The 23405-nt window shown below is 56.7% G+C and carries 20 protein-coding genes and 1 tRNA gene; 6 read left to right on the forward strand and 15 right to left on the reverse strand.

Annotated elements, in window-relative coordinates; all coding sequences use genetic code 11:
* Positions 1-18: 18 nt before the first annotated feature.
* Both MWU51_RS07035 and MWU51_RS07040 read right to left on the reverse strand, forming a co-directional pair.
* Entirely contained in the window at positions 19-684 is a 666-nt protein-coding gene (locus MWU51_RS07035) for a cytochrome b/b6 domain-containing protein (protein ID WP_247035882.1), read from the reverse strand.
* Positions 677-2335, reverse strand: coding sequence for a tetrathionate reductase family octaheme c-type cytochrome (locus MWU51_RS07040; protein WP_247035883.1), 1659 nt, complete (start codon positions 2333-2335; stop codon positions 677-679). The genes MWU51_RS07035 and MWU51_RS07040 overlap by 8 nt, the downstream gene beginning before the upstream one ends.
* Before the next feature lie 184 nt (positions 2336-2519).
* On the opposite strand from MWU51_RS07040, the gene MWU51_RS07045 reads away from it, so the two are divergent.
* Complete coding sequence (locus MWU51_RS07045; RefSeq protein WP_247035884.1) at positions 2520-3260, forward strand: glutamine amidotransferase; 741 nt, start codon at positions 2520-2522, stop codon at positions 3258-3260.
* Positions 3261-3663: 403 nt separating this feature from the next.
* On the opposite strand, the gene MWU51_RS07050 is transcribed toward MWU51_RS07045, so the two are convergent.
* The 5 genes from MWU51_RS07050 to MWU51_RS07070 form a co-directional block, all read right to left on the reverse strand.
* A tRNA-Arg gene (locus tag MWU51_RS07050) sits at positions 3664-3740 on the reverse strand.
* 133 nt (positions 3741-3873) lie between these two features.
* A complete protein-coding gene (gene rpsI / locus MWU51_RS07055) occupies positions 3874-4362 on the reverse strand; it encodes a 30S ribosomal protein S9 (RefSeq protein ID WP_247035885.1) in 489 nt (162 codons plus the stop codon).
* Positions 4363-4364: 2 nt separating this feature from the next.
* The gene (gene rplM / locus MWU51_RS07060; RefSeq protein ID WP_247035889.1) at positions 4365-4829 is read right to left on the reverse strand and encodes a 50S ribosomal protein L13; all 465 of its coding nucleotides are present in this window, start codon (positions 4827-4829) and stop codon (positions 4365-4367) included.
* Positions 4830-4976: 147 nt separating this feature from the next.
* Positions 4977-5975 carry an SLAC1 anion channel family protein gene (locus MWU51_RS07065; protein WP_247035891.1) on the reverse strand — a complete coding sequence of 333 codons (999 nt, stop codon included), beginning with the start codon at positions 5973-5975 and terminating at the stop codon, positions 4977-4979.
* Between the two features lie 53 nt (positions 5976-6028).
* Complete coding sequence (locus MWU51_RS07070) at positions 6029-6454, reverse strand: PaaI family thioesterase (RefSeq protein ID WP_247035894.1); 426 nt, start codon at positions 6452-6454, stop codon at positions 6029-6031.
* 57 nt (positions 6455-6511) lie between these two features.
* Between MWU51_RS07070 and MWU51_RS07075 the strand changes: the two genes are divergently transcribed.
* The 3 genes from MWU51_RS07075 to typA all read left to right on the forward strand — a co-directional run bounded on the left by MWU51_RS07075 (position 6512) and on the right by typA (position 9608).
* Positions 6512-7309, forward strand: a complete 798-nt coding sequence (locus MWU51_RS07075) for an enoyl-CoA hydratase (RefSeq protein WP_247035895.1) — start codon at positions 6512-6514, stop codon at positions 7307-7309.
* Positions 7310-7329: 20 nt separating this feature from the next.
* The gene (locus tag MWU51_RS07080; protein WP_247035896.1) at positions 7330-7659 is read left to right on the forward strand and encodes an SMR family transporter; all 330 of its coding nucleotides are present in this window, start codon (positions 7330-7332) and stop codon (positions 7657-7659) included.
* A 125-nt stretch (positions 7660-7784) separates the two neighbouring features.
* Positions 7785-9608 carry a translational GTPase TypA gene (gene typA, locus MWU51_RS07085; RefSeq protein WP_247035897.1) on the forward strand — a complete coding sequence of 608 codons (1824 nt, stop codon included), beginning with the start codon at positions 7785-7787 and terminating at the stop codon, positions 9606-9608.
* A gap of 71 nt (positions 9609-9679) precedes the next feature.
* Here typA and MWU51_RS07090 read toward each other — a convergent pair whose 3' ends face one another.
* The 6 genes from MWU51_RS07090 to guaB form a co-directional block, all read right to left on the reverse strand.
* A complete protein-coding gene (locus MWU51_RS07090) occupies positions 9680-9967 on the reverse strand; it encodes a DUF1330 domain-containing protein (RefSeq protein ID WP_247035898.1) in 288 nt (95 codons plus the stop codon).
* A gap of 77 nt (positions 9968-10044) precedes the next feature.
* Positions 10045-12690: an alanine--tRNA ligase gene (gene alaS / locus MWU51_RS07095; protein ID WP_247035900.1), complete on the reverse strand. Its 2646-nt coding sequence runs from the start codon at positions 12688-12690 to the stop codon at positions 10045-10047.
* A 127-nt stretch (positions 12691-12817) separates the two neighbouring features.
* Complete coding sequence (gene recA, locus MWU51_RS07100; protein WP_281502648.1) at positions 12818-13894, reverse strand: recombinase RecA; 1077 nt, start codon at positions 13892-13894, stop codon at positions 12818-12820.
* Between the two features lie 206 nt (positions 13895-14100).
* Positions 14101-16620 carry an ATP-binding protein gene (locus tag MWU51_RS07105; RefSeq protein ID WP_247035902.1) on the reverse strand — a complete coding sequence of 840 codons (2520 nt, stop codon included), beginning with the start codon at positions 16618-16620 and terminating at the stop codon, positions 14101-14103.
* Positions 16621-16725: 105 nt separating this feature from the next.
* Positions 16726-17886, reverse strand: a complete 1161-nt coding sequence (locus MWU51_RS07110) for an RsmB/NOP family class I SAM-dependent RNA methyltransferase (protein ID WP_247035904.1) — start codon at positions 17884-17886, stop codon at positions 16726-16728.
* A 48-nt stretch (positions 17887-17934) separates the two neighbouring features.
* Positions 17935-19383 carry an IMP dehydrogenase gene (guaB, locus tag MWU51_RS07115; protein ID WP_247035906.1) on the reverse strand — a complete coding sequence of 483 codons (1449 nt, stop codon included), beginning with the start codon at positions 19381-19383 and terminating at the stop codon, positions 17935-17937.
* 197 nt (positions 19384-19580) lie between these two features.
* Between guaB and MWU51_RS07120 the strand changes: the two genes are divergently transcribed.
* Positions 19581-20399, forward strand: a complete 819-nt coding sequence (locus tag MWU51_RS07120) for an isocitrate lyase/phosphoenolpyruvate mutase family protein (RefSeq protein ID WP_247035908.1) — start codon at positions 19581-19583, stop codon at positions 20397-20399.
* Positions 20400-20405: 6 nt separating this feature from the next.
* On the opposite strand, the gene MWU51_RS07125 is transcribed toward MWU51_RS07120, so the two are convergent.
* Both MWU51_RS07125 and dksA read right to left on the reverse strand, forming a co-directional pair.
* Positions 20406-21575, reverse strand: a complete 1170-nt coding sequence (locus MWU51_RS07125) for an FAD-dependent oxidoreductase (protein WP_247035909.1) — start codon at positions 21573-21575, stop codon at positions 20406-20408.
* 178 nt (positions 21576-21753) lie between these two features.
* Positions 21754-22176: an RNA polymerase-binding protein DksA gene (gene dksA / locus MWU51_RS07130; protein WP_247035910.1), complete on the reverse strand. Its 423-nt coding sequence runs from the start codon at positions 22174-22176 to the stop codon at positions 21754-21756.
* Positions 22177-22508: 332 nt separating this feature from the next.
* Here dksA and MWU51_RS07135 point away from each other — a divergent pair, with 332 nt between their 5' ends.
* The gene (locus MWU51_RS07135; RefSeq protein ID WP_247035912.1) at positions 22509-23369 is read left to right on the forward strand and encodes a MoxR family ATPase; all 861 of its coding nucleotides are present in this window, start codon (positions 22509-22511) and stop codon (positions 23367-23369) included.
* Positions 23370-23405: the final 36 nt, after the last annotated feature.

A 23405-nucleotide genomic window follows, 5' to 3' on the forward strand; every position in this document is an offset into this window, starting at 1 on the left:
TGTATCTGCGGCCTTTGACTACACTTCTTTGGGCATCAACCGACCCGGCTCGTTGGTCTCAAGATAGGCCTCTTGTTCTGGCGTCAGGTCGATACAATCATATCCTGTCACCATCGGGCGCACATGAGACCGGAACCCATGCCCCACCGTCAGAAGATAGACATGTGTGATAACAAAGGCGACAATCACGTAAGCGGCCAGCAAATGCACGTTGGCGATGACATAGAGCGCGAAGGTTGACCCCTCATCCACCGCCCAGAAATTGTAGGTGAGATAGAGCAAGCCCGACCCCCAAATCGCGGGAAACACAACAACCTTCAACCCGAAATAGGTCAACGCCTGAAGCGGGTTGTGCTTTCGCCAGAACACTTTGCGATACGGCGGCTCTTCCCCGCGAAAAACACCATAAGCATAGAAGCGTGCCATCTTGAACAGACCTTCAAGCTGAGGAACGAACTGCCGCCAGGTGCCCGTGGTGAACAACCAGAATGTCGCGAAAATCCAGACCGCAAGAAGAACCAGTGCCGCAATCGTGTGCAACATCACTGCCGGACCGAAGGGCAGCAGATTATGCATCCCGTTCAATCCGAATCCTGTGAACATCAACACCATGATCATCACCATCTGTGTCCAGTGCCACAGACGCTCGAACCGGGGGTAAACCTTAACAACGCGCCTAGCCATGATCCGTGCCTCCTTTACGGCCACCCAATAGGCGAAGTGCAATGTGCAGCCCAACGCCCAGAATTGTCAGCGCGACCAGCGCCATTCCCAATAGCCCAATCGGGGATCGGGGATTGGTGCCGGGCATATAGACCGCTGCGATCCCGTCCAGTCGCCCGTCCTGCGCATGACACGCCGCACAATCCAGCGCATCCGAGGCGGGGGCAACCATATGGGTGATCGGCCAATACATCTGCGTATCGACGAAATCGAAGTTGCCGGAATACTCCTGCCCCGCTGCTTTCATCCCTGCTTCGATGGCTTTGGGCCAATCGAAATTGGTCCAGAATGCGGTGTCGGTGGTCGGCCCCCAGACATGAGAATAGGCCAGCTTGTTGCTGTCTGTGTCATAGGCCTGCCGCCCCTCCATCAGTTTGAAAGGCCAGATCCGGCTGTCTGCCCCACCGGGGGCGCCTTTGATGCGGTTCACTTTAACCGCAGCGGTTGGGTCAATTTCTTCGCCCGTAGCATATTCTACATGGCCATTGAACCAGGCATAATGTGGCACCACATCTTCGCCCCACTCGAAATCGCCCTTGGTGGACAGATAGGTGTGCAGTTCCTTACCGTCTGACTGAACAAAGTTTGCCTCGTGCATTGGTTTGCCGTCAGCACCCATGCGGCCTGCGGTCGACCAATCCCAATAAGTCTTGGTAGCGACGCCTCCGCGCGCAAACTCGGGGATATGGCAGCTTTGACAGGCCAGCTTGTCGGTGTGATCATTCAGCTTCACACCCTTGATATTCGAGGGGTGCGGATTTGTGTCGTGGCAGCTTTCACAGGTCGCCGCAGTGCGCACCGCTCCCGGCTTTCCCCGACCAACAACATCCTTGGCCACGGTGTCATAGCGTGACCCGGCCCAATTGTGCTTGTCTTCGACATGGCAGGTCGAGCAGGTAAAGTTCAAACCATCGGGCGACATGTGCACATCCACTTCTTTCGGCGGGGCATAAAGCGCCGAGCTGAGATCGCCGTGTTTCACGTTGTCACCGCCACCGCCATAGAAGTGGCAGTTGCCACAATTGTCGCGCCCCGGCATCCCGACAGACTGCGCTGCCCTGGACAGATCAACCGGCCATGCCGCCGCCCCCGTGATCGTCTTGGTGCCGGCTTTCACCGGTTCAATCGGCGGATGCCCTGCCCCCGTAGCCGTCTTTGTGTACTGCCCTGACCGGTCATGGCAGACCAGACAATCCGGAACCGCACCCGCCTGTTCAGCTGTCTTCGACATATCGTCCCAGCCATAACCCGCATGGCACGAGGTGCAGCGCGCCTCGTTACCGGCCACATTTCCACAGAAAGCGTTGATCACCTTTGACTTTCCAAGGGTCTGGCCGCTGTCGCTGTCGTATTTCCACTCGAAATGGATGGAATGCATGATTTGATCATCCGCTTCGGTGTGGCAGCTGACGCAAGCCTCTGTCACCTCGGGGCCGGACGCAAAGGGCTTCTTCAGGATGTCGAATTTTGTGTGATCCGCCGTGGCACTTGAGATTGACGGCGTCGGTGCGACGGGCGGCATAGGCGTCGCCGGATTGTCTTCGGCTGTTGCGAACCCGGCGCCACCGGCAATCAAACCAAGCGACAGGATCGATGCAAGAAGTCTCTTCATGGCTCAGCCCTCCTCTGCTCCGGTTCGCGCGGCGGAGGATTACATTCTGGTATTCTAATATGTATCAGAGGCCGCAAGGGTCACCTAATGCCAAAATGACGCACCGATGACATTCGCGACGCAGCGGGCGATTGACCCCGGCCTTGCGCTTTGCCATCGTCTTTCGACTTGATACGAGGTGACCATGAAGCCCTTCCTGATCCTACAACTTCGCCCCGAGACAGATGCGTCCGACGATGAGTTTCAGGCGTTTCTGGCCAAAGGTGGGCTGGACCATGACCTAGTTCACCGCATTCGGTTGGATCAGCAGAGCATTCCTGCCGATTTAAACCCGAATGATTATGCAGGCGTCATTGTTGGGGGCGGTCCGGGCTGCGTGTCAGACGCGCCCGACAAGAAAGATCCGATCGAAGCGCGGATTGAAGCCCAATGCCTTGCCCTGATGCCAAAAATCACCGCTCAAGACATTCCCTTTCTGGGGTGCTGTTATGGTATCGGGATCTTAGGCCAACATTTAGAGCCGGGGTCAGTTTCAAAAGAAAGCTATGGCGAACCGGTCAGCGCCAGCTTGTGTAAGATCACTGAAGACGGGCGCGACGACCCCCTGCTGGATGGCATTCCCGACACATTCGAAGCTTTTGTAGGCCACAAAGAAGCAATGCAGCACCTGCCGCAGGGCTGCCAACATCTGGTCTCATCGTCCCGCTGCCCGTATCAGATGATAAAGTGTGGACAGAATGTCTATGCGACGCAATTCCATCCCGAAGCCGATGCTCACAACTTTGAAACCCGCATCGGCATTTACAAACACCATGGCTATTTCCCCCCAGAAGAAGCAGAGGCGCTGGTCGACATGGTGCACGCTGCGAATGTTCATGCACCGGCGCAAATCTTGCGAAATTTTGTGACGCGCTATCGGGCGTAGAAAATACCGTCAATTGTAATTCCTTTCATACAGCGTATTCCGTCTTGTTCGGCTCCAAGTATAACTTTTTCTAATCCCGCACCACGTTCGTACCATTCCAAATGGACTTCGTTGCTCAGCAGAAGACCAGGATTCTGTTTGTAATCTCGATACCAATGGGACCAAGTTCCGTATCCGTTTTCCGAACCAGCAGAATGCTCCATCACGATGGCAAGATCTATGTCGCTATCGGCGCGATTGTCACCCCTCGCCCGGCTCCCATAGAGTATGACTTTAGCTATTTCGGGATGCTTCGCAGCTCACCTGCAGACCAGTTTTCGATCAGTTTTTGAGGTATTCATAGATCGAAGATTCTTCCTCGAAGAAAGCCACAAATCAGCATATTGCAATCTGTTGAACGTAATGGCGCACCCGAGAGGATTCGAACCTCTGGCCTCTGCCTTCGGAGGGCAGCGCTCTATCCAGCTGAGCTACGGGTGCCTATGACACTTGGTCTGGGCCGGGATATAGGCCATCGCCCTGTCCCTCGCAACATGAAAAGCCACCGAAAGACTGGGCAGAAATGAAAAGGGCCGCCCCTGGGCAGCCCTTTCGCAAACTATGTCCGTAGCGATTAACGCTTCGAGAACTGGAAGCTCTTACGAGCTTTAGCTTTACCGTATTTCTTACGTTCCACAACACGGCTATCGCGGGTCAGGAATCCAGCGGCTTTCAGCGCGCCACGCAGGCTGGGTTCGTAAAGCTGCAGAGCTTTCGAAATGCCGTGCTTGACCGCACCAGCTTGACCAGAAAGGCCACCGCCCTTGACGGTTGCAACCACGTCAAACTCGCCTTCAACACCGGCGATTTGCTCGGGTTGGCGCACGATCAACTGCAGAACCGGACGGGCAAAATACTTGTCCATGTCCTTGCCGTTAACGGAAACCTTGCCGGAACCCGGCTTGATCCACACGCGTGCAACAGCGTCTTTACGTTTGCCGGTCGCATAGGCTCGACCCAGCTCGTCACGAACGGGCTCGCGAGGAGCCGCAACTTCGACCACCGCTTCGGTGCCTTCGGCAACAGCGTTCAGGTCTTCGAGTGTTTTGATCTCTTCAGTCATGATCAGCCCTCACGCGTGTTTTTGGCGTTCATGGATTTGACATCCAGCACTTCGGGGCTTTGTGCCTCGTGGGGGTGCTCGGTGCCAGCATAGACGCGCAGATTGGTCATCTGTTTGCGGCTCAGCGGACCGCCGGGCAGCATACGCTGAACGGCTTTGGTCAACAGACGCTCGGGGTGCTCACCCTCAAGGATCTGGCCAGCGGTGCGGGATTTGATGCCGCCCGGATAACCGGTGTGCCAATAGTGCACTTTGTCGGTGCGCTTCTTGCCGGTCATTTGAACTTTGTCCGCGTTGATCACGATGACGTTGTCACCCATGTCCATGTGCGGTGTGAACGAGGCTTTGTGTTTGCCACGAAGACGCGTTGCGATAATCGATGCAAGACGGCCCAGCACGACGCCTTCGGCGTCGATGATGATCCACTTTTTGTCGATATCTGCAGGCGTTGCAGAGAAGGTTTTCATTGATTCAGCCCTGATTGGGTTTCGGATGGGCTGGTTTTAGTGATTTATACACTGCGGTCAAGCGAAGTTATCGGCCAAAACATATGCCAATTCAATGTGTTACAATTATGGTATTATTATACCCCACACTAATCACACCATTCAGCCCTATTCTGGCTGACAAATCTCGTCCTGTGCAATTGCACGTCCGGTGCGCCAGACCAGCCCTGCGACAACACAAACCAAGATGATCAGGATGAAAAACCCGATGGTTTGGTGTACGCGTGATCCATCCAGTTGTGAAAACCGGAAAGACGCGATGGCAAGCGCGGCCAATGGAAAGCTTAAGGCCCACCAACTGAGGGCAAATGGAAGTTTGGCCAGTTTTGGCACCTGCGCCACCACCAGAGCCGCAAAGATATAACCCGCGTTCAGCAGCATGCGTGCAAAACCATCAACCGTTCCGATCATGCTGACATAGGCCAAAAAGGCGACGGCTGGGGGGGCGATCAGGATCACCATGGTGGGAAAAAGTCGGGCGACCATTGGATCATGGAAGATCAGTCGGTTCATCACAAGCGTCAGAAGGACAATCCAGAAGATGATGCCCCCGGAAAAAAGCAGCCAGGAAATCTCAATATAACCGATACGGGCGCCAAGAATGGGTACAATCACGTTGCCAACGGCGGGGATGAACCACGCGGGTGTCAGATGACCCACCTGAAAACTGCGATGGCTGATCCAGCCCGTTACCACCGCAATGGTCAGAACCCCCTGTCCTGCAACACCGGCGAGCCATATCCAGGTGGCCAGTGTTTCCTCATAGGGAAAAATCGCGGTCGCCATCAAAAGCATCGACACCGTGATGGTTGGGAAGAAGGCCAACTTCACAGGGTGATGCCATTCCTCACCCACCATCGCCGGATAGCGCAGAGCCTTGGCAAGATAGAATACAGAAATGACAAGAAAGGCGGCAATCCCGATCAGCAACACAAGGGACGACGCGTTGGCGAGCCACGGCGCGGCTGGCGCAGCTGCGTGCAAGGCGAGTGCCAATCCCATCAGACCCATGACGATCGCAAAGAAGGTCACGTGGAAATGTGCCAGCCGGCTGTGTTCAGCAGGGGGCGTGATGGGATCAGGGGCGTTGGATGTGTGCTCGGACATTTGGGCCTCGTCGCTAGGGTTCGGGTTTTTGGTGCGCCAATCCCCGCCGTCGGTCAAGCCCGTTCGGGCGGGATCGAGTAGGTCAAACTGGCGCGGGCGACCGGAGAGTCATTGCCTTCGGAATGAATCAACACATCCCCGACCGCCAGCACGCGGCCTAGCTTGTGCAGCTGCGCATGCGCCACAAGGTCCGTGTTCGCCGCAGGTTTGCGCATGAAATCAATGGAGCAATTCGTGGTTACGGCCAGCGCTTTTGGCCCGATCATCGCCAAGATCGCCAGATAGATCGACACGTCAGCCAGTGCAAACATCGTTGGCCCCGATACAGTGCCGCCGGGCCGCAGATGTTTGTCACCGATGCGTGTGCGTACAGTGATCTGCATGGGGGCCACATCCGCAATCTCAAAATCTGGGGCGACTTGTGGAAACGCGGTCTCCATAAAGGATTGAAGTTCGTCGCGTGACATTTTCAACTGCATGGTTCCCCCCCGTGATTTTCCCGCCTATCGTGGGCCAGAATATTGAGCGAGGACAAGATGGCAGACCCACTATTGATCAGAGAGGACGCAGCGTCAGTTGCGCGCTTGACCCTGAACAACCCCGGCGCGCTCAATGCGCTGTCTGACGCGATGTTGGCGGCGCTGAAAGCCGAGTTTGCGGCGTTAGCGCAGGATAGCAGCATCCGCGCTGTCGTGATCGCGGGGGCGGGTAAGGTGTTCTGCGCGGGTCACGACCTGAAAGAAATGACGGCCGGGCGACAGGCTGAAGATGGCGGCGCGGCCTATTTCAAAGACCTGTTTGATCGCTGCGCCGAGGTCATGTGCATGATCCCCCGCCTGCCCCAACCCGTGATCGCCGAGGCACACGGGATCGCAACTGCCGCTGGTTGCCAGTTGCTTGCGACCTGCGACATGGCCGTGGCTGCCGAAGGCACGCGGTTTGGCGTGAACGGGGTGAATATCGGCTTGTTCTGCTCGACCCCCATGGTGGCCCTGACCCGTAACGTGCCGCGCAAGGTCGCGTTTGAAATGCTGACCACTGGCGAATTCATCGACGCCACCCGCGCGCGCGAAGTCGGGCTGGTAAACCGCGTCGTCCCGCACGATCAGTTGCGCACGGCAACCGACGAGCTTGCTCAGACTGTGGCCTCGAAGCTCGGGGCGGCGGTCAAGATCGGCAAGGCGAGCTTTTACGATCAGGCCGATATGTCGCTTGAAGCCGCCTATGCTTTCGCCGGTGCTGCCATGGTCGAAAACATGATGCTGCGCGACACCGAAGAAGGCATCAGCGCCTTTATTGAGAAACGCAAACCGGACTGGGATCAGTCCCAGTAAGCTCAAGTCACGAGGTCACCATGCCTTACCTGATCCTCTTCTTTGCAGTGGTTGCAGAAACCATCGGCACAACCGCCCTGCAAGCCAGCCAACAGTTCAGTCGATTTTGGCCATCGGTGACGGTGGTCGTCGCCTATGGCATCAGTTTTGCGTTGCTAGGCTGGGCACTGAAATACATGGCGGTCGGGGTGGCCTATGCCATCTGGTCTGGGCTGGGCATCATCCTGATTGCCCTTATCGGATACGCGCTGTTCGGACAAAGGCTCGACCTGCCCGCATTGATCGGTCTTGCGATGATCCTTGGCGGTATTCTGATCATCCATCTGTTTTCACAATCCGCACAGCATTGACGCCACGCCCGACGAGGCGAGAAAATTAACAAGAGTTGTTTTTTTGGTGGCGTTCAACCGCCAACCGGGCTATGCGCGCCCCTAACTTCTAACATACTTACTCCTATCCCCCACAAGGTGGCCCTATGGACCTGCGCAATATCGCGATCATCGCACACGTCGACCACGGCAAGACAACTCTTGTTGACGAGCTTCTGAAACAATCCGGCGCGTTCCGGGAAAACCAGGCCGTTGCCGAACGCGCTATGGATTCGAACGATCTGGAGCGTGAACGCGGGATCACCATTTTCGCCAAGCCCACGTCGGTCGAATATAAAGGCACGCGTATTAACATCGTCGACACCCCCGGCCACGCCGATTTCGGGGGCGAGGTAGAGCGGATCTTGTCGATGGTTGATGGTGTTGTGCTGTTGGTGGACGCCGCAGAAGGCCCGATGCCGCAAACGAAATTCGTGACCTCGAAGGCACTTGCCCTTGGTTTGCGTCCCATCGTGGTTCTGAACAAGGTCGACAAGCCGGATGCCGAGCCTGACCGAGCACTGGACGAGTGTTTCGACCTGTTCGCCAATCTGGGCGCGGATGATGATCAATTGGACTTCCCGCATATGTATGCTTCGGGCCGCAACGGCTGGGCGGATGCGGAACTGGACGGGCCGCGCAAGGATTTGCACGCGCTCTTTAACTTGATCGTGAACCACGTGCCGAAGCCCAAGCAAATCGCACACCAAAACGAAGATTTTTCGATGCTGGCCACCACGTTGGGTGCGGACCCATTCGTGGGCCGTCTGCTGACTGGGCGTGTGGAAACCGGCCGCCTCAAGGTCGGTGCAACCGTGCAAGCCCTGTCGCGCATCGGCCAAAAGATCGAGCAGTTCCGCGTGACCCGCATTCAGGCCTTCCGCGGCCTTGGTCAACAAGATATCGACGAAGCCATTGCAGGTGACATCGTGTCATTGGCCGGCATGTCAAAAGCCACCGTGGCCGACACGATCTGTGCGTTGGCGGTCGACACTCCGCTGCCTGCGCAGCCGATTGATCCGCCCACCATCACCGTGACCTTCGGCATCAATGATAGCCCGCTGGCTGGCCGTGACGGCAAGAAGGTGCAATCGCGTGTGATCCGCGAGCGGTTGATGAAAGAGGCAGAGAGCAACGTCGCCATCAAGATCGCGGACACCCCCGGCGGTGAAGCCTTCGAAGTCTCTGGTCGTGGTGAATTGCAGATGGGCGTGTTGATCGAAAACATGCGCCGCGAAGGGTTCGAGCTGTCAATCTCGCGCCCGCAGGTGATCATGCGCGACGTGGATGGCGAGACCGTCGAACCGATCGAAGAAGTCACAATCGACGTGGATGACGAATATTCCGGCGCTGTGATCGAAAAACTGACCGGATCGCGTAAAGGCGAAATGACCGAGATGAAGCCCGCAGGTGCTGGCAAAACCCGGATCATCGCCCATGTGCCGTCGCGTGGCCTGATCGGCTATCACGGCGAGTTTCTGACCGACACGCGCGGCACCGGCGTTCTGAACCGGGTTTTTCATGGCTGGGCACCCCACAAAGGCAATATTCCCGGTCGTCGCGCGGGTGTTCTGATCTCGATGGAAAACGGCACCTCGGTCGCCTATGCGCTGTGGAACCTCGAAGATCGCGGCCGCATGTTCATCGGCGCGCAGGAAGAGATCTATCAAGGCATGATCATCGGCGAGCATTCGCGCGAAAACGATCTTGAGGTGAACCCGCTTAAGGGCAAGAAGCTGACCAACGTGCGTGCCTCGGGCACGGACGAGGCCGTGCGCCTGACCACGCCGATCACCATGTCGCTGGAAGAAGCGATCGCCTATATCGACAATGACGAGCTGGTCGAGGTGACGCCGAACAACATCCGCCTGCGCAAACGCTTCCTTGACCCGCATGAACGCAAGCGGCACGCGCGGTCAACAGATCAGTAAACAATTGCAGGTCTGAGAGTTAAAGAAAGCCCCGGTCTGATGCCGGGGCTTTTTCGATTTGTGGGCCGGTCTTACTCATCCGTCTCGACAATCAACAATTCCCGCTCGGATGCGTTCCGCGCATGGCTCAGCGCCTCTTGATATTCGGGCGAATGATAGCACCCTTCCGCGGCCTCGACGCTGGGGAACTTCGCCACCACATTGCGCGGACGGTCTTTGCCTTCAAGCTGCACATAACGTCCGCCACGCGCGATGAAATGCCCACCATGCTTGGCAATCGCGGGGCCAGCAAGGGCGGCGTATTTTCCATAGGCCTCTTCATCAGTCACGGTCACATGGGCGATCCAAAGGGCGGGCATGGTGTCTCTCCTGCAATTAAAAAGCCGCGTAGGTCAGCAGACGATACGCGGCCTTTCAGGATTTGCAATGGGGCTGCTTACCCTGCGATGGCAGCTTCCGCAGCAGCCACCGCCGCCTCGGCGCCCGAGATGTCCTGCCCGCCGCCTTGGGCCAATTCGGGACGACCACCGCCACCTTTACCGCCCACCGCGGGCACAGCCGCTTTCACCAGATCGACCGCCGACACACGGTCGGTCATGTCGGACGTCACAGCAGCAGCGACAGCAACCTTGCCTTCATTGTCCGAAATGATCAGAACAGCGCCCGATCCAAGCGCATCTTTCTGTTCATTCACAAGCGTTTGCAGGTCTTTCCCCGAAACCCCCGAAATGGTCATGGCAAGGAACTTAACGCCATTGATCTCTTTCGCTTCCGCCCCGGCGCCAGCGGCTTTTGCCAGTTCGCGTCTCAACGCAGAAATCTCATTGTTCAGCGCTTTGCGTTCGTCCAGCATCGCTTTGACGCGGCCCACAACCTCGTTTGGTTTTGCCTTCAACATGCCTTGCAGTTCCGACGCCCGCGTGGCTTCTTCCTCAATATAGGCAACGGCGGCCTTGCCGGTCAGCGCCTCAATCCGGCGGATGCCAGCAGCGGTGGCGCCTTCCGATAGAATTACGCAGACACCGATATCACCGGTCTGCCGGACATGCGTGCCGCCGCAAAGCTCGATCGAATAGGTCTGCCCGTCCGTGCCTTTTCCGGTTGGTGAATGCCCCATCGAGACCACACGGACCTCGTCCCCGTATTTTTCTCCAAATAGCGCCTGCGCACCGATCTCACGCGCATCATCCGGCGTCATGATCCGGGTTTCTACCGGTGCGTTCTGTCGAATATATGCGTTCACCTCACGGGCGATGTTGCCCAACTCTTGCGGCGATACTGCTTTGTTGTGGCTGAAATCAAACCGCAGACGATCCGGCGCGTTCAGTGACCCGCGCTGCGCGACATGATCGCCCAACTCATTGCGCAACGCTTCGTGCAACAGGTGCGTGGCCGAATGGTTGGCCCGGATTGCCGTCCGGCGCAGGTGGTCAACCGCCAGTTCAGCGCCCTGCCCATTGGAGATTTCGCCTTCGTCAACTTTGGCGAAATGGATGAACACATCCGCAACCTTCTTGGTTTCGGTGATGTGTGCCGACCCGGTATCAGTGCGGATCAGGCCCGTATCACCAACCTGCCCGCCCGCTTCTGCATAGAAAGGCGTCTGGTTCACGACGATCTGCACTTTATCTCCGGCTTTCGCCCGATCCGTTAGCGCGCCGTCAGCAACAATTGCCAGCACCTGCCCCTCGGCATGTTCGGTGTCATAGCCCAGAAATTCAGTCACGCCGTGCTGCTCGGCCAGATCAAACCAGATGGTCGCATCCGCGGCCTCGCCTGATCCGGACCACGCGGCCCTTGCGCGCGCCTTCTGTTCCTCCATCGCCGCGTCAAATCCAGGCAGGTCCACACCGCGTTCTTTTTCGCGCAACGCATCCTGCGTCAGGTCCAGCGGGAACCCATAGGTGTCATAGAGTTTGAATGCCGTGTCACCCGGCAGGTCCGCCCCGTCAGGCAGGTTCGACACCTCGTCATCCAATAGTTTCAAGCCACGATCGAGCGTCTTCTTGAACCGGGTTTCTTCGTTTAATAGCGTTTCTTCGATCATCGACTGGGCGCGTCCCAGTTCCGGATAGGCCTGCCCCATCTGCGCCACCAACTCGGGCACCAGCCGGTGCATAACCGGATCTTGTGCGCCCAGAAGATGTGCATGACGCATCGCGCGGCGCATGATCCGACGCAGAACATAACCACGTCCTTCGTTTGACGGCATGACCCCGTCGGCCATCAGGAACGAGGTCGAACGCAAATGGTCGGCAATAACGCGGTGGTGTACGTTTTGGTCGCCATAAGGATCGACATTGGTCACATGAGCCGATGCTTCGATCAGCGCCTTGAACAGGTCCGTGTCATAGTTGTCATGGCTGCCCTGCAACAGCGCGCCAATGCGCTCAAGCCCCATGCCGGTGTCGATGGACTGCATGTCCAGCGCCTTCATCGAACCGTCTTCAAACTGTTCGTTCTGCATGAAAACGACGTTCCAGATTTCGATGAACCGATCGCCATCTTCCTCGGCCGATCCCGGAGGGCCACCCCATATATGGTCGCCGTGGTCATAGAAAATCTCGGTGCACGGCCCGCAGGGACCGGTCGGACCCATTTGCCAGAAGTTGTCCGCTGTATCGATGCGGATGATCCGATCCTCGGGTACGCCAACCTTTTTCCAGATTTCAAACGCTTCATCGTCTGTGTGATAAATGGTCGTCAGCAACCGCTCTGGGTTGATACCAAATTCCTTGGTGATCAGGTTCCAAGCGAACGGAATCGCATCATCCTTGAAGTAGTCACCGAAGCTGAAATTCCCCAGCATCTCGAAAAATGTGTGGTGGCGGGCAGTGTATCCGACATTGTCCAGATCGTTGTGTTTACCGCCCGCGCGAACACATTTCTGCGCGGTTGTCGCACGGGTGTAGTCGCGCGTTTCGATCCCTGTAAAAAGGTTCTTGAACTGCACCATCCCCGAGTTGACGAACATAAGGGTCGGGTCGTTGCGTGGTACCAGTGGCGAGCTGTCCACAACCGTGTGCCCGTTATCCTCAAAATACTTCAAAAAAGTGGAGCGAATGTCGTTCAGGCTGGCCATATTATCTTATCTCTGAATGGGCGTTGTCTTTCGTTTACCTTTGCCAGCCCCCCCTGTCCACAGCCACTAACGCCCAAAAAGAAAAGGCCGGGGTTTGCCCGGCCTTCGCAACGCTATTCAGACGCGGCTACGCTTCCAGTAGCCCATCATCGTCGTCATCCTTTTCGGCTTCCGGCATATCGAAATCCAGCCCATGGGCAGCGCGGATTTTGTCTTCGATCTCGAGCGCGGTGCGGGTGTTTTCGCGCAGATAGGTCTTGGCGTTTTCGCGCCCCTGCCCGATCCGTTCGTCACCATAGCTGAACCAGGCACCGGATTTCTCGACCACGCCGGCTTTTACGCCAAGATCCAGAAGTTCACCCATCTTCGAGATGCCTTCACCATACATGATGTCGAATTCAACCTGTTTGAACGGTGGGGCCACCTTGTTCTTGACGACCTTGACGCGGGTCGCGTTCCCTACCACTTCATCCCGATCCTTAATCGCGCCAATCCGGCGGATATCTAAGCGCACCGAGCTATAGAATTTCAGCGCGTTGCCACCTGATGTGGTTTCCGGGCTACCAAACATGACGCCGATTTTCATCCGGATCTGGTTGATAAAGATCACAGTACATTTCGAACGCGAGATTGAACCAGTCAGTTTGCGCATTGCCTGGCTCATCAATCGCGCCTGAACACCAACATTGCTGTCGCCCATATCGCCTTCCAATTCAGACCGTGGGGTCAGAGCGGCAACCGAATCAACGACCACCATGCTGACCGCGCCCGACCGCACAAGTGTGTCGACAATCTCAAGCGCCTGCTCGCCCGTATCGGGTTGGCTGATCAACAGCTCGTCCAGGTCAACGCCAAGTTTCTTGGCATATTGGGGATCAAGCGCGTGTTCAGCATCCACAAAAGCGCAAACGCCACCTTTTTTCTGTTCCTCGGCAACACAGTGAAGTGTCAACGTGGTCTTGCCCGAGCTTTCCGGTCCGTAAATTTCAACAATGCGACCTTTTGGCAGGCCGCCAATTCCCAGTGCAATATCCAGACCAAGGGATCCGGTTGAGGTTGAAGCGATCTCGGCGACGGGATTGTCAGCCCCAAGCTTCATGATCGACCCTTTGCCAAACTGTCGTTCAATCTGCGCTAATGCACTGTCGAGCGCCTTCTGTTTGTCACCTTCACGTTTCATGTCAAAGATATCCGCCGTTGCCATTTGTTATCATCCCTTATTTCACACCCGCGAACGGGCGGCAATCACGCTCATGTTCTGCTCTTGTTCTCATATTTCGTTATGAGCACATAATAAGAACATTTCAAGCTATGTTTTCATTAGTAGTTTTGTCTAGGAATGGTAAGTAAAGGGTTAACGACCGTATTTGAGGTGCAGATATGCTTGAAATCATTGCTGCTTTCTTAAAGTCAATGCAGTTGCCTCTGCACCGTCGCGGTCAGATCGGTCAGCGAGAACGGTTTAGGCAGGAATACGGAATTGGGAATGCGCGATTGATGTTCTGACACCGAATCCTCTGCATAGCCTGATACGAATACAACCTTAACACCCGGTCTATCTTCAAGCGCCTTGGCCACCCAGGTTGGCCCATCCATACCAGGCATGATGACATCGGTGACAAACACATCAATCGACAAGGTCGTGTCTTCCAGCGTTTTCAAGGCTTCTTCGGCATTTTCTGCCTCCAGAACCGTGAAACCGCGCATCCTTAAAGCGCGCGACGCAAAAGCGCGCACCGGTGCTTCGTCTTCTACCAGCAAGACAATACTGTCATTGCCAACTTCAAAATCATGGGTGGGTTTGGGAAGGGGAGCAGAAATAGATGTTAAAGGTGGTTTCCCTGCTGAAGCTGAGACTCCGTCTTGAATACCGGACGGTTGATCTGGACCGTTTACACACGCGGTCGAACCATCCAGAACAATCTGATCCTTGACCGTAAGCGCATCCAGGGTGGTCTGAATCGGATCGTCAATATTGTCCTTAACGTCGTCGATGCGATCGACAGACTCTTCTTCGCCCGGCAGGTCCTGCTCATCAGAATCCTGACACACCGGGAAATAGAGCGAGAAAGTCGACCCAGCGCCAGGGATCGAATCAACAAAGATAAATCCACCCATTTGTTTGACGATGCCATAGGCCATCGACAAGCCAAGTCCCGTGCCTTTTCCCGCCCCTTTAGTGGTGAAAAAAGGCTCGAATATCTTACTGAGTTTATCAGCAGGAATACCGGTGCCCTGATCAATCACACGGATTGTTACATATTCGCCCGCAGGCACAGTTGCCCGGTCGCGATGCAAAGCTTGTTCGACAGTGACATTGCGGGTTTCGACGCGGATTTCGCCCCCCCCCTCCTGCATCGCATCGCGAGCATTGACCACAAGGTTCATGATCACCTGATCCAACTGGCGGCGGTCAGCGCGGATCGGCATCAGATCAAGGTCGTGATCCAAATCCAGCGATAACTTTTCGCCGACCAACCGGTTGAGCAGATGCATCAAATCCGAAAGCGAGTCCGTCAGAGCCAGTTTTTCAGGACAGAGTGTTTGCTTGCGCGAAAAGGCAAGCAGCTGCCGAACCAGGGCGGCGGCGCGATTGGCGTTCTGATGGATTTGCGACAGGTCCGAATATTCGGTGTCGTTTTCATCACGACCCAGCAAAAGAAGATCACAATGGCCGGAAATGGCTGTCAGCAAATTGTTGAAATCATGTGCCACACCGCCAGCCAGCTGTCCGATGGCCTCCATTTTCTGGCTTTGAACAAACTGTGCCTCAAGCGTCTTCAACTCGGTTGCGTCCTGCAACACGGCGACCAGCGCGCGACCGGCCTCATCTGCAACCTGCCCCAGTGAGATCTGCAAAAATACGTCCTTGTCAGGCTTTACGGCGCGTACGACCTCGGCGCGCCCGAGATGCCGCCCAGCATGGGCTTCGCGCAACCATTCGGAAACCGGGCGCCCCAAACCCACTACTTGCTCAGAAAGCTGCGTACCAATGGCGTTTTCATCCCCCAAAAGACCCCGCGCCCGGCGATTGGCCATTATGATCGAACCCGAAGCATCCAACTTGATCAACGGAACCGGCAAACGTTCAATAAAGGCCCATTCTTCATTGGTGATCGCGGGACCAGCCGGGGGTGGAAGAAGATAAATCTCCCGCCGTCCAGCACTGATCTCTAGCTCGAAAACAAAGGCAGGAACGAGTCCGTTCTTGGCCGAGACCTGAACCACCGCGCCTGGTTGCACCGGAAGGTCTGTAAACACGCGGTCCAGTGTGGTTTCGCGCCCACCCAAAAAACGGCGGGCGGATTCGTTCATGAACAGAATGGTCCCGGATTTCGACACGATCATCATGGGAAGGCTGATGTGTTCGCCGGTTCGCCCCCCCTGACCGCGTTCACCAAATTCTTCCAACCGCCACAAGTAACCGCCTCCGGCAACCGTATGCACCGACAACCGAACATGTCCGCGCCGCAAGACAACGTCTTCGCTGGCCGAGCCCTTGGCCTGTGCTTTATTTTGAAGTCGAAACAGAACAGAAGAAGGGGCTGCAAACATGTCCTTCACGGCACCGGCCAGGGTTGACTCAATCTGATCTCCGTATGCCGAGGTCGCAGTATTGTTCTGATAGCGGATCATTCCATCTGCATCCGTCGCGAATATGGCCGCGCCATCGTAGTCGGAAAACCGTTGAACCAATCGAAACATCGACTTTTGCTGGCGCTGATGAACTGCGGTTAACGCTGTTACGGTCATTGCCAGAGACAGAAAGGTCAGCCCGATCAGCAACAAGGTCAGCCCCACGGCAGGGATGCCAACAAACCACGCTGCGCCGACAGAAAGCACCGCAAGCGACAACAGGTACCCGACCCGCGGCGACATGCGCAGCGCAATTTCGGTCAATGGATTGATTGGCAAGTCAGCGTGCGACACAGAGATCCCCTTTTACAGAATCGGCCCCACGGTTATTGCCCGCGGTCAGTTAAGCGCCGATTAATGAGATCAAAGTTAACAACCTTAGATTGTCTTTGCCAAGCATTACATTCGCTTTAGTCGCGCGACATAGAACCCATCGCCCCCATCAAGTGGTGTAAAACGACGTTCAAGGTCGACATCAAAGCCCGAATGATCTTCCATGAACTGGTCCACCTGCGCACGGTTCTCAGACTCCAGAACCGAACAAGTGGCATAAGCAATCGCACCATCAGCCGCCGTTTTGGCAGGAAGCTGATATAAAATTGATTTTTGGATGCCCAGAAGCGCTGCGAACCGATCCGGCGTCATCAGCCATTTACCCTGCGGCGTTCGGCGCCAAGAACCACTGCCAGAACAAGGCGCGTCTGCAAACACAAGATCGAACGTCCCGAAGCGGGCCAATGCATCCGGTGTTGCGACCTGAATTTTACATCCAGCCCGCTCGGCGCGGCTCGGAATATCCTTCATCCGCGCCGGAGAAATGTCGTGCGCCACGACATCGGCGCCAAAAGCGGCCAGCGCCAGCGCCTTACCACCACCTCCCGCGCAGAAATCCAGAACACGCATGCCCGGTACAATCCGTAACGCCTCAACCACCGCCTGGGAAGCCGCATCCTGAAGCTCTACCATCCCATCAAGAAAAGCGCGTGATGCATTGATCTTGCGTGGATTTTCCAAGACTTCCAACGCCGTTGAAGCAAGTGGATGCGCACGCGTTACGATCCCGTCCTCGGCAAGTTGGATTTGTACTTCTTCCTTAGAGGTACGCACATTGTTGACCCGCAAGAAGACAGGCGCGCGATGACGCAATGCCTCCAACACGTCATCAGACTGCCCGCCCAGGCTTTCATCGAACTGCGGCAATAGCCAAGCGGGACAATCAAGGCGCGTAGCGCGAGAAAGGTCGCCAACGGGCTGCCGTTCCTGATCAGTTAAAGCTTCAGGTGCGTGACCTTCCCCAGTGAATAGGGTGTCGGGGTCGTTCCCTTGACCGCGCAAAAGGCCGATCATGATCGCGCGACCCGTCATCCCGCCACCGATTTCAGCGGATGATTGCAGCCGCCGAAGCGCATCAAACACGTGATCACGGATGGCAGCACGGTCTTTTGACCCGGCAAAACGATGCTTGCGCGCCCATCCGGTCAGCGCCTGTTCGGCTGGGGTGCCAGCAAGATAGTCGTCAAGAATTTCGATGGCCGCAGCGACGCGGGCGCCGGGCGTCACAGCCTTGCTCCGGACACATTAATATAACTGCGCAACCACATGATATCCTTATCCAATACGGTAGTTTGGACTCTCACGCGTGATCTGCACGTCATGCACATGGCTTTCCTTGAGCCCTGCACCAGTGATCTTCACGAATTGACAGTTCTTGCGCATCTCGGCCACGGTGGCGCAGCCTGTATAGCCCATCGCCGCCCGCAACCCGCCGACCAGTTGGTGGATGACCGCGCCTGCGCTGCCCTTGTAGGGCACCTGACCCTCGATCCCTTCCGGCACCAGTTTGTCCGACGCCGCGTCTTTCTGGAAATAGCGATCTGCTGATCCGCGTGCCATCGCGCCCAACGATCCCATCCCACGATAGGACTTGAACGAGCGGCCCTGATACAAGATCACCTCGCCGGGGCTTTCATCCGTGCCCGCTATCATCGACCCGACCATCGCACAGCTTGCGCCCGCGGCAATCGCCTTGGCGAAATCGCCCGAGAACTTGATGCCACCATCAGCAATCACCGGCACATCACCAGCCGCTGCGGAACAATCGCCAATTGCCGTCAGCTGCGGCACACCGACGCCCGCCACCATCCGCGTCGTACAGATCGAGCCCGGCCCGATCCCCACTTTCACCGCATCGGCACCTGCGTCGATCAGGGCGCGCGTGGCATCTCCGGTTGCGACGTTGCCTGCAATGACCTGAACGCTGTTGGATTGCGCCTTAATTCGCTTCACCGCCTCGATCACCCCTTCGGAATGGCCATGCGCCGTGTCCACAACGACAATATCCACACCCGCGTCAATCAAGGCTTCGGATCGTGCAAACCCGCTGTCGCCAACTGAACTGGCCGCCGCAACCCTCAGCCGTCCAAGGTCGTCTTTACAGGCCGTGGGGTTCAACACCGCTTGTTCGGTGTCTTTCAGGGTCAGAAGCCCGGTCAGCTTGCCTTCGCTATTAGTAACCAAAAGTTTTTCGATCCGGCGGGCTTTCATCAGGCTTTTCGCCTCTTCCAACTCGGCCGGTTCTTGTAGCATGGCAAGATCTTTCGACGTCATCATCACCTTTACCGGCGTATTGTCATCGGTGGCGAAGCGCATATCGCGGTTGGTAACGATCCCCACCACACGGCCTTTTTCGTCCACGACTGGAAAACCCGTCACGCGATACCGGTCTTGCAAAAGTTTGGCATCGGCCAGCGTTTGGTCGGGTGTCAACGTGATCGGGTTGTAAACAATCCCACTTTCAAACCGTTTCACCCGACGCACCTGTTCGGCCTGTTCTTCCAGATCAAGGTTTTTGTGAATGACCCCGATGCCGCCTGCCTGCGCCATGGCGATGGCCATGCGGGCCTCGGTCACTGTGTCCATCGCCGAGCTCAGCAGCGGGATGTTCATGGCAATCGACCGCGTCACAAATGTGGTCGTATTTGCGGTGGACGGCAGCACATTGCTGGCGGCCGGAACCAGAAGGACGTCGTCGAAAGTGAGCGCCTCGCGAATCTCCATGGGCTTTCTCCTCGGGAGTGTTCGTTTGGCACGTCCCTATCTCATGGAGCAGACGGTTTGGAAAGGGCATTGCCCGAGATTTCTGCGCTTTGCCAAAAAAATCACGTGTCGATTTCGCGATAGCCGCATTTGACAAACCAACTTCGGCACGGAAAGGTCACAGAAATGCAGGCAACGGACGGATCGGAGACAACTCAATGAGTGACCAGAACCGAGGCGCGGCCTTTCGCGCCCTGCACCAGAAGGGCAATCCGTTCATTCTGGCCAACGCCTGGGATATTGGCAGTGCGAAAATGCTTGCGGGATTGGGCGCGCAGGCCATCGGCACCTCGTCCGCAGCCCATGCCTTCACTCTGGGTCGCCCTGATATGGGGCATGTCAGCCGGGACGAAGCCCTTGCCCATGCGCAGGATTTGGTCGCTGCCGTGTCCATCCCGATATCTGGCGATTTTGAAAACGGCTTTGGCGATGATCCCGACAGTTGCGCCGAAACCGTGCGCCTGTCTTTTGAGGCCGGGCTTGCCGGTATTTCGATCGAGGATACCGCCCTGCCATCAGCCAACCCATACGATCGCGCGCTGGCGATCGAGCGCATCAAGGCCGCCACCGCCGCCGCCCGTGCCCTGCCCGGCGATTTTGTCCTTGTGGCCCGCGCGGATGGCGTGATGAACGGTCAATATGATCTGGACGAGGCGCTGGCCCGGATCACCGCTTACGAAGTTGCGGGGGCGGATTGCGTCTATGTCCCCTTTCCCGGCACGCTGTCCGATCAGGCACGGGTTTGCGCGGCCACCGATCTTCCCGTTAATGCCTTGGCGGCTGGTCCCTTATCGCAGGTCAGCAGCGCCGATATGGCACAGGCGGGTGTGGCGCGTATCTCGCTTGGGTCGGCACTGGCTCGCGTGACCCATCGTGTGATCAACGACGCGGCGCAGGCCATGTTTGCAAGCGGGGATTTTTCGATATTGGGCACCGGGATATCGGGCAGCGCGGTCGATGCCTTGTTGAAACCGTAACCCTAACTATATCCGCGTCACATCCGTGTCATAGATCCAGCGGAACCGATTGAACACTTGCTGTGGCGCCATCCGTCCGGCCAATCGCAACGCCCCGTGCCCAACCCGACGCGCAAATGGATTGGCATAGTGATAGTTGCGGGCGTTCTTACCCGCTGCGGCCACGATCTTTTCACATCTTGCGCGGCGCAGTGTCTGATAACGATGCGGTCCCTTATCCAGCCCATGGTGATCCAGACAGGCGGCAAGAACCCACGCATCCTCGATTGCCATAACTGCGCCCTGCGCCATGAATGGCAGAGTTGGATGGGCCGCGTCGCCCAATAACGCGCAATGGCCATAAAACCAGTTCAACGCCACCGGATGGCGGAACAATCCCCACAGATGCGCCGTTTCGACCCGTTCCAAAAGGGCTTGCGCATCGTCGCAGAAACCGCTGAACGCCTTGCGCATGTTGTCGGGGTCATCCTGATGGTTCCACCCTTCATCGGCCCATTCCGTGCGCTCTTCCACCGCAACCATGTTCACCATCGTGCCATCGCGCAATGGATAGGTCACCATGTGTCGTCCGGGGCCCATAAAAACCGTTGCCTCGGCCGGTTCACGGCCAGTCGCGGGCACGGTCGCCCGCCACGCTACCTGACCTGTGAAAAAAGGCGCGCGGGCACCGTTCATGGCTCTATGCACTACGGATCGCAAACCGTCGGCACCAATGACAAACCCCATTTCCTGTGCAGGTTCGCCCACGACCTTCACCTGCGCAGTGGTCAGGCTGGGCAAGACACGTTCGACCTGCGTGCCACAGCGGATCGTCACCCCCGTGTTGCGTGCTGCCTGGGCCAGAAGATCAATCAAATCGGCGCGGTGGAACAGGAGAAAGGTCGCACCGGGTGCCACTTTGTCGAAGTTGAAATCAATCACTTCGTGACCCGAGACACCATCCCGCAGCCAGACCCCATTGCCCTTTACTGCACGGGTACGGGCCGCGTCGCCCAGACCCAGCGCATCCAGAACGCATACGCCATTGGGACTGATTTGTAGCCCTGCACCAACCTCGGTGATCTCGGGGGCTTGTTCAAGTACGGTGACGTTCGCGCCGCGTTGCGCCAAAGCCACCGCCGCCGTCAGCCCGCCGATCCCTGCACCAAGGATGGTGACGTCCTGTCCTGCGATCATAGCGTTGTGCTCCTTGACGGATATTGATCCATTTCACAGTCCGGATGGTTTGGTGTCATTGCACATGACGTCAAAGCAAAAGAAAAGGCGCCGGGGTTCCCAGCGCCTTTTGCCATGGATCAGGGCGTCATGCCACGCGACAAGTGCGCCCATCCCCAGATTTTCAGTGGTTCGCGGCTTAATCGTCGCGGTGAACTTTTTCGCGGCGCTCGTGGCGTTCCTGCGCCTCAAGGCTCAGGGTCGCGATGGGTCGTGCATCAAGACGTTTCAACGAAATCGGATCGCCCGTTTCCGAGCAATATCCATATTCGCCTTCTTCAATCCGACGCAGGGCCTGGTCAATTTTGCCAACCAGCTTGCGCGACCGATCACGTGTGCGAAGCTCTAATGCCCGATCTGTTTCTTCCGAGGCACGATCCGCAATGTCTGGGATGTTCCGAGTGTTGTCTTGCAAGCCTTCCAAAGTATGGCGGCTTTCGTCCAACAACTCTTCTTTCCAGGCCAGAAGCTTGCGACGGAAATACTCCGTCTGACGCTCATTCATAAACGGTTCGTCTTCGGCAGGACTGTAATCGTCGGGCAGGAAAGTCTCTGCTTTCATACCAACTCCCTCAACTTACCGGACTATAACTACCTAACAACCTTGTTGCCCCACAGGAGTCCGGCTTCTTGTGGCGCTCGTTTACACTTGCTTTCGGCAGATGTCACTAGCCAATGAGCGCGTTTGATCAAGGTTTTCGCCTATGACGAGCAAACATCTGAAATCTAATGAGAACACTCGGGATATCATTCACCTGCACACCCTGCGCATTCAAACTGCCATTCCAATTGTCATGGATCACGTCTGGGCTGTGCGCCCTCACCCTTGCCAAAACTTGCCTACCCCATTACTTCGCCCGGTAATGTGAGGTTCGACCGTAAAGGGATGACAGGATGACGAAACGCTTTGAAGGCACTGAAAGCTATGTGGCGACCGACGACCTGAAGGTTGCCGTGAATGCCGCCGTCACCTTGCAGCGCCCCCTGCTGGTCAAGGGCGAACCCGGCACCGGCAAGACGGAACTGGCGATGCAGGTTGCGGGCGCATTGGGTGCACGGATGATCGAATGGAACATCAAGTCCACCACCAAGGCCCAGCAGGGTCTGTATGAATATGACGCCGTCAGCCGGTTGCGAGACAGCCAGCTGGGTGAAGAGCGCGTGCATGATGTGCGAAACTACATCAAGCGCGGCAAGTTGTGGGAGGCGTTTGACGCCGACGAGCGCGTTGTCCTGCTGATCGACGAGATCGACAAGGCCGATATCGAGTTTCCCAACGACCTGTTGCAAGAGCTTGATAAGATGGAATTTCACGTCTACGAGACCGGGGAAACCATCCGCGCCAAGCATCGCCCGATCATCATCATCACCTCGAACAATGAAAAAGAACTGCCCGACGCCTTTCTGCGCCGCTGTTTCTTCCATTATATCCGCTTCCCTGACGCTGATACGCTGGCGAAGATCGTCGAGGTGCACCACCCCGGCATAAAGCCGCGCCTGCTGACCGAGGCGCTGACACAATTCTATGAAATCCGCGAGCAGCCGGGACTGAAGAAAAAGCCCTCGACCTCTGAGGTCTTGGACTGGCTGAAGCTGCTTCTGGCCGAAGATATCGAACCTGAAGTGCTGAAACGCGATGGGGCGTCAGCCTTGCCGACCCTACATGGGGCATTGTTGAAAAACGAGCAGGATGTGCATCTGTTTGAACGCCTGGCTTTCATGGCCCGTCGTGAGGGGCATGGCAGACGGAAATAAGCCCATCTGAACTTGACATTCGGTCCATATGATCCT

Origin of the sequence: Aliiroseovarius sp. F47248L, from assembly GCF_023016085.1 — a bacterium.
GTDB lineage: Bacteria > Pseudomonadota > Alphaproteobacteria > Rhodobacterales > Rhodobacteraceae > Aliiroseovarius.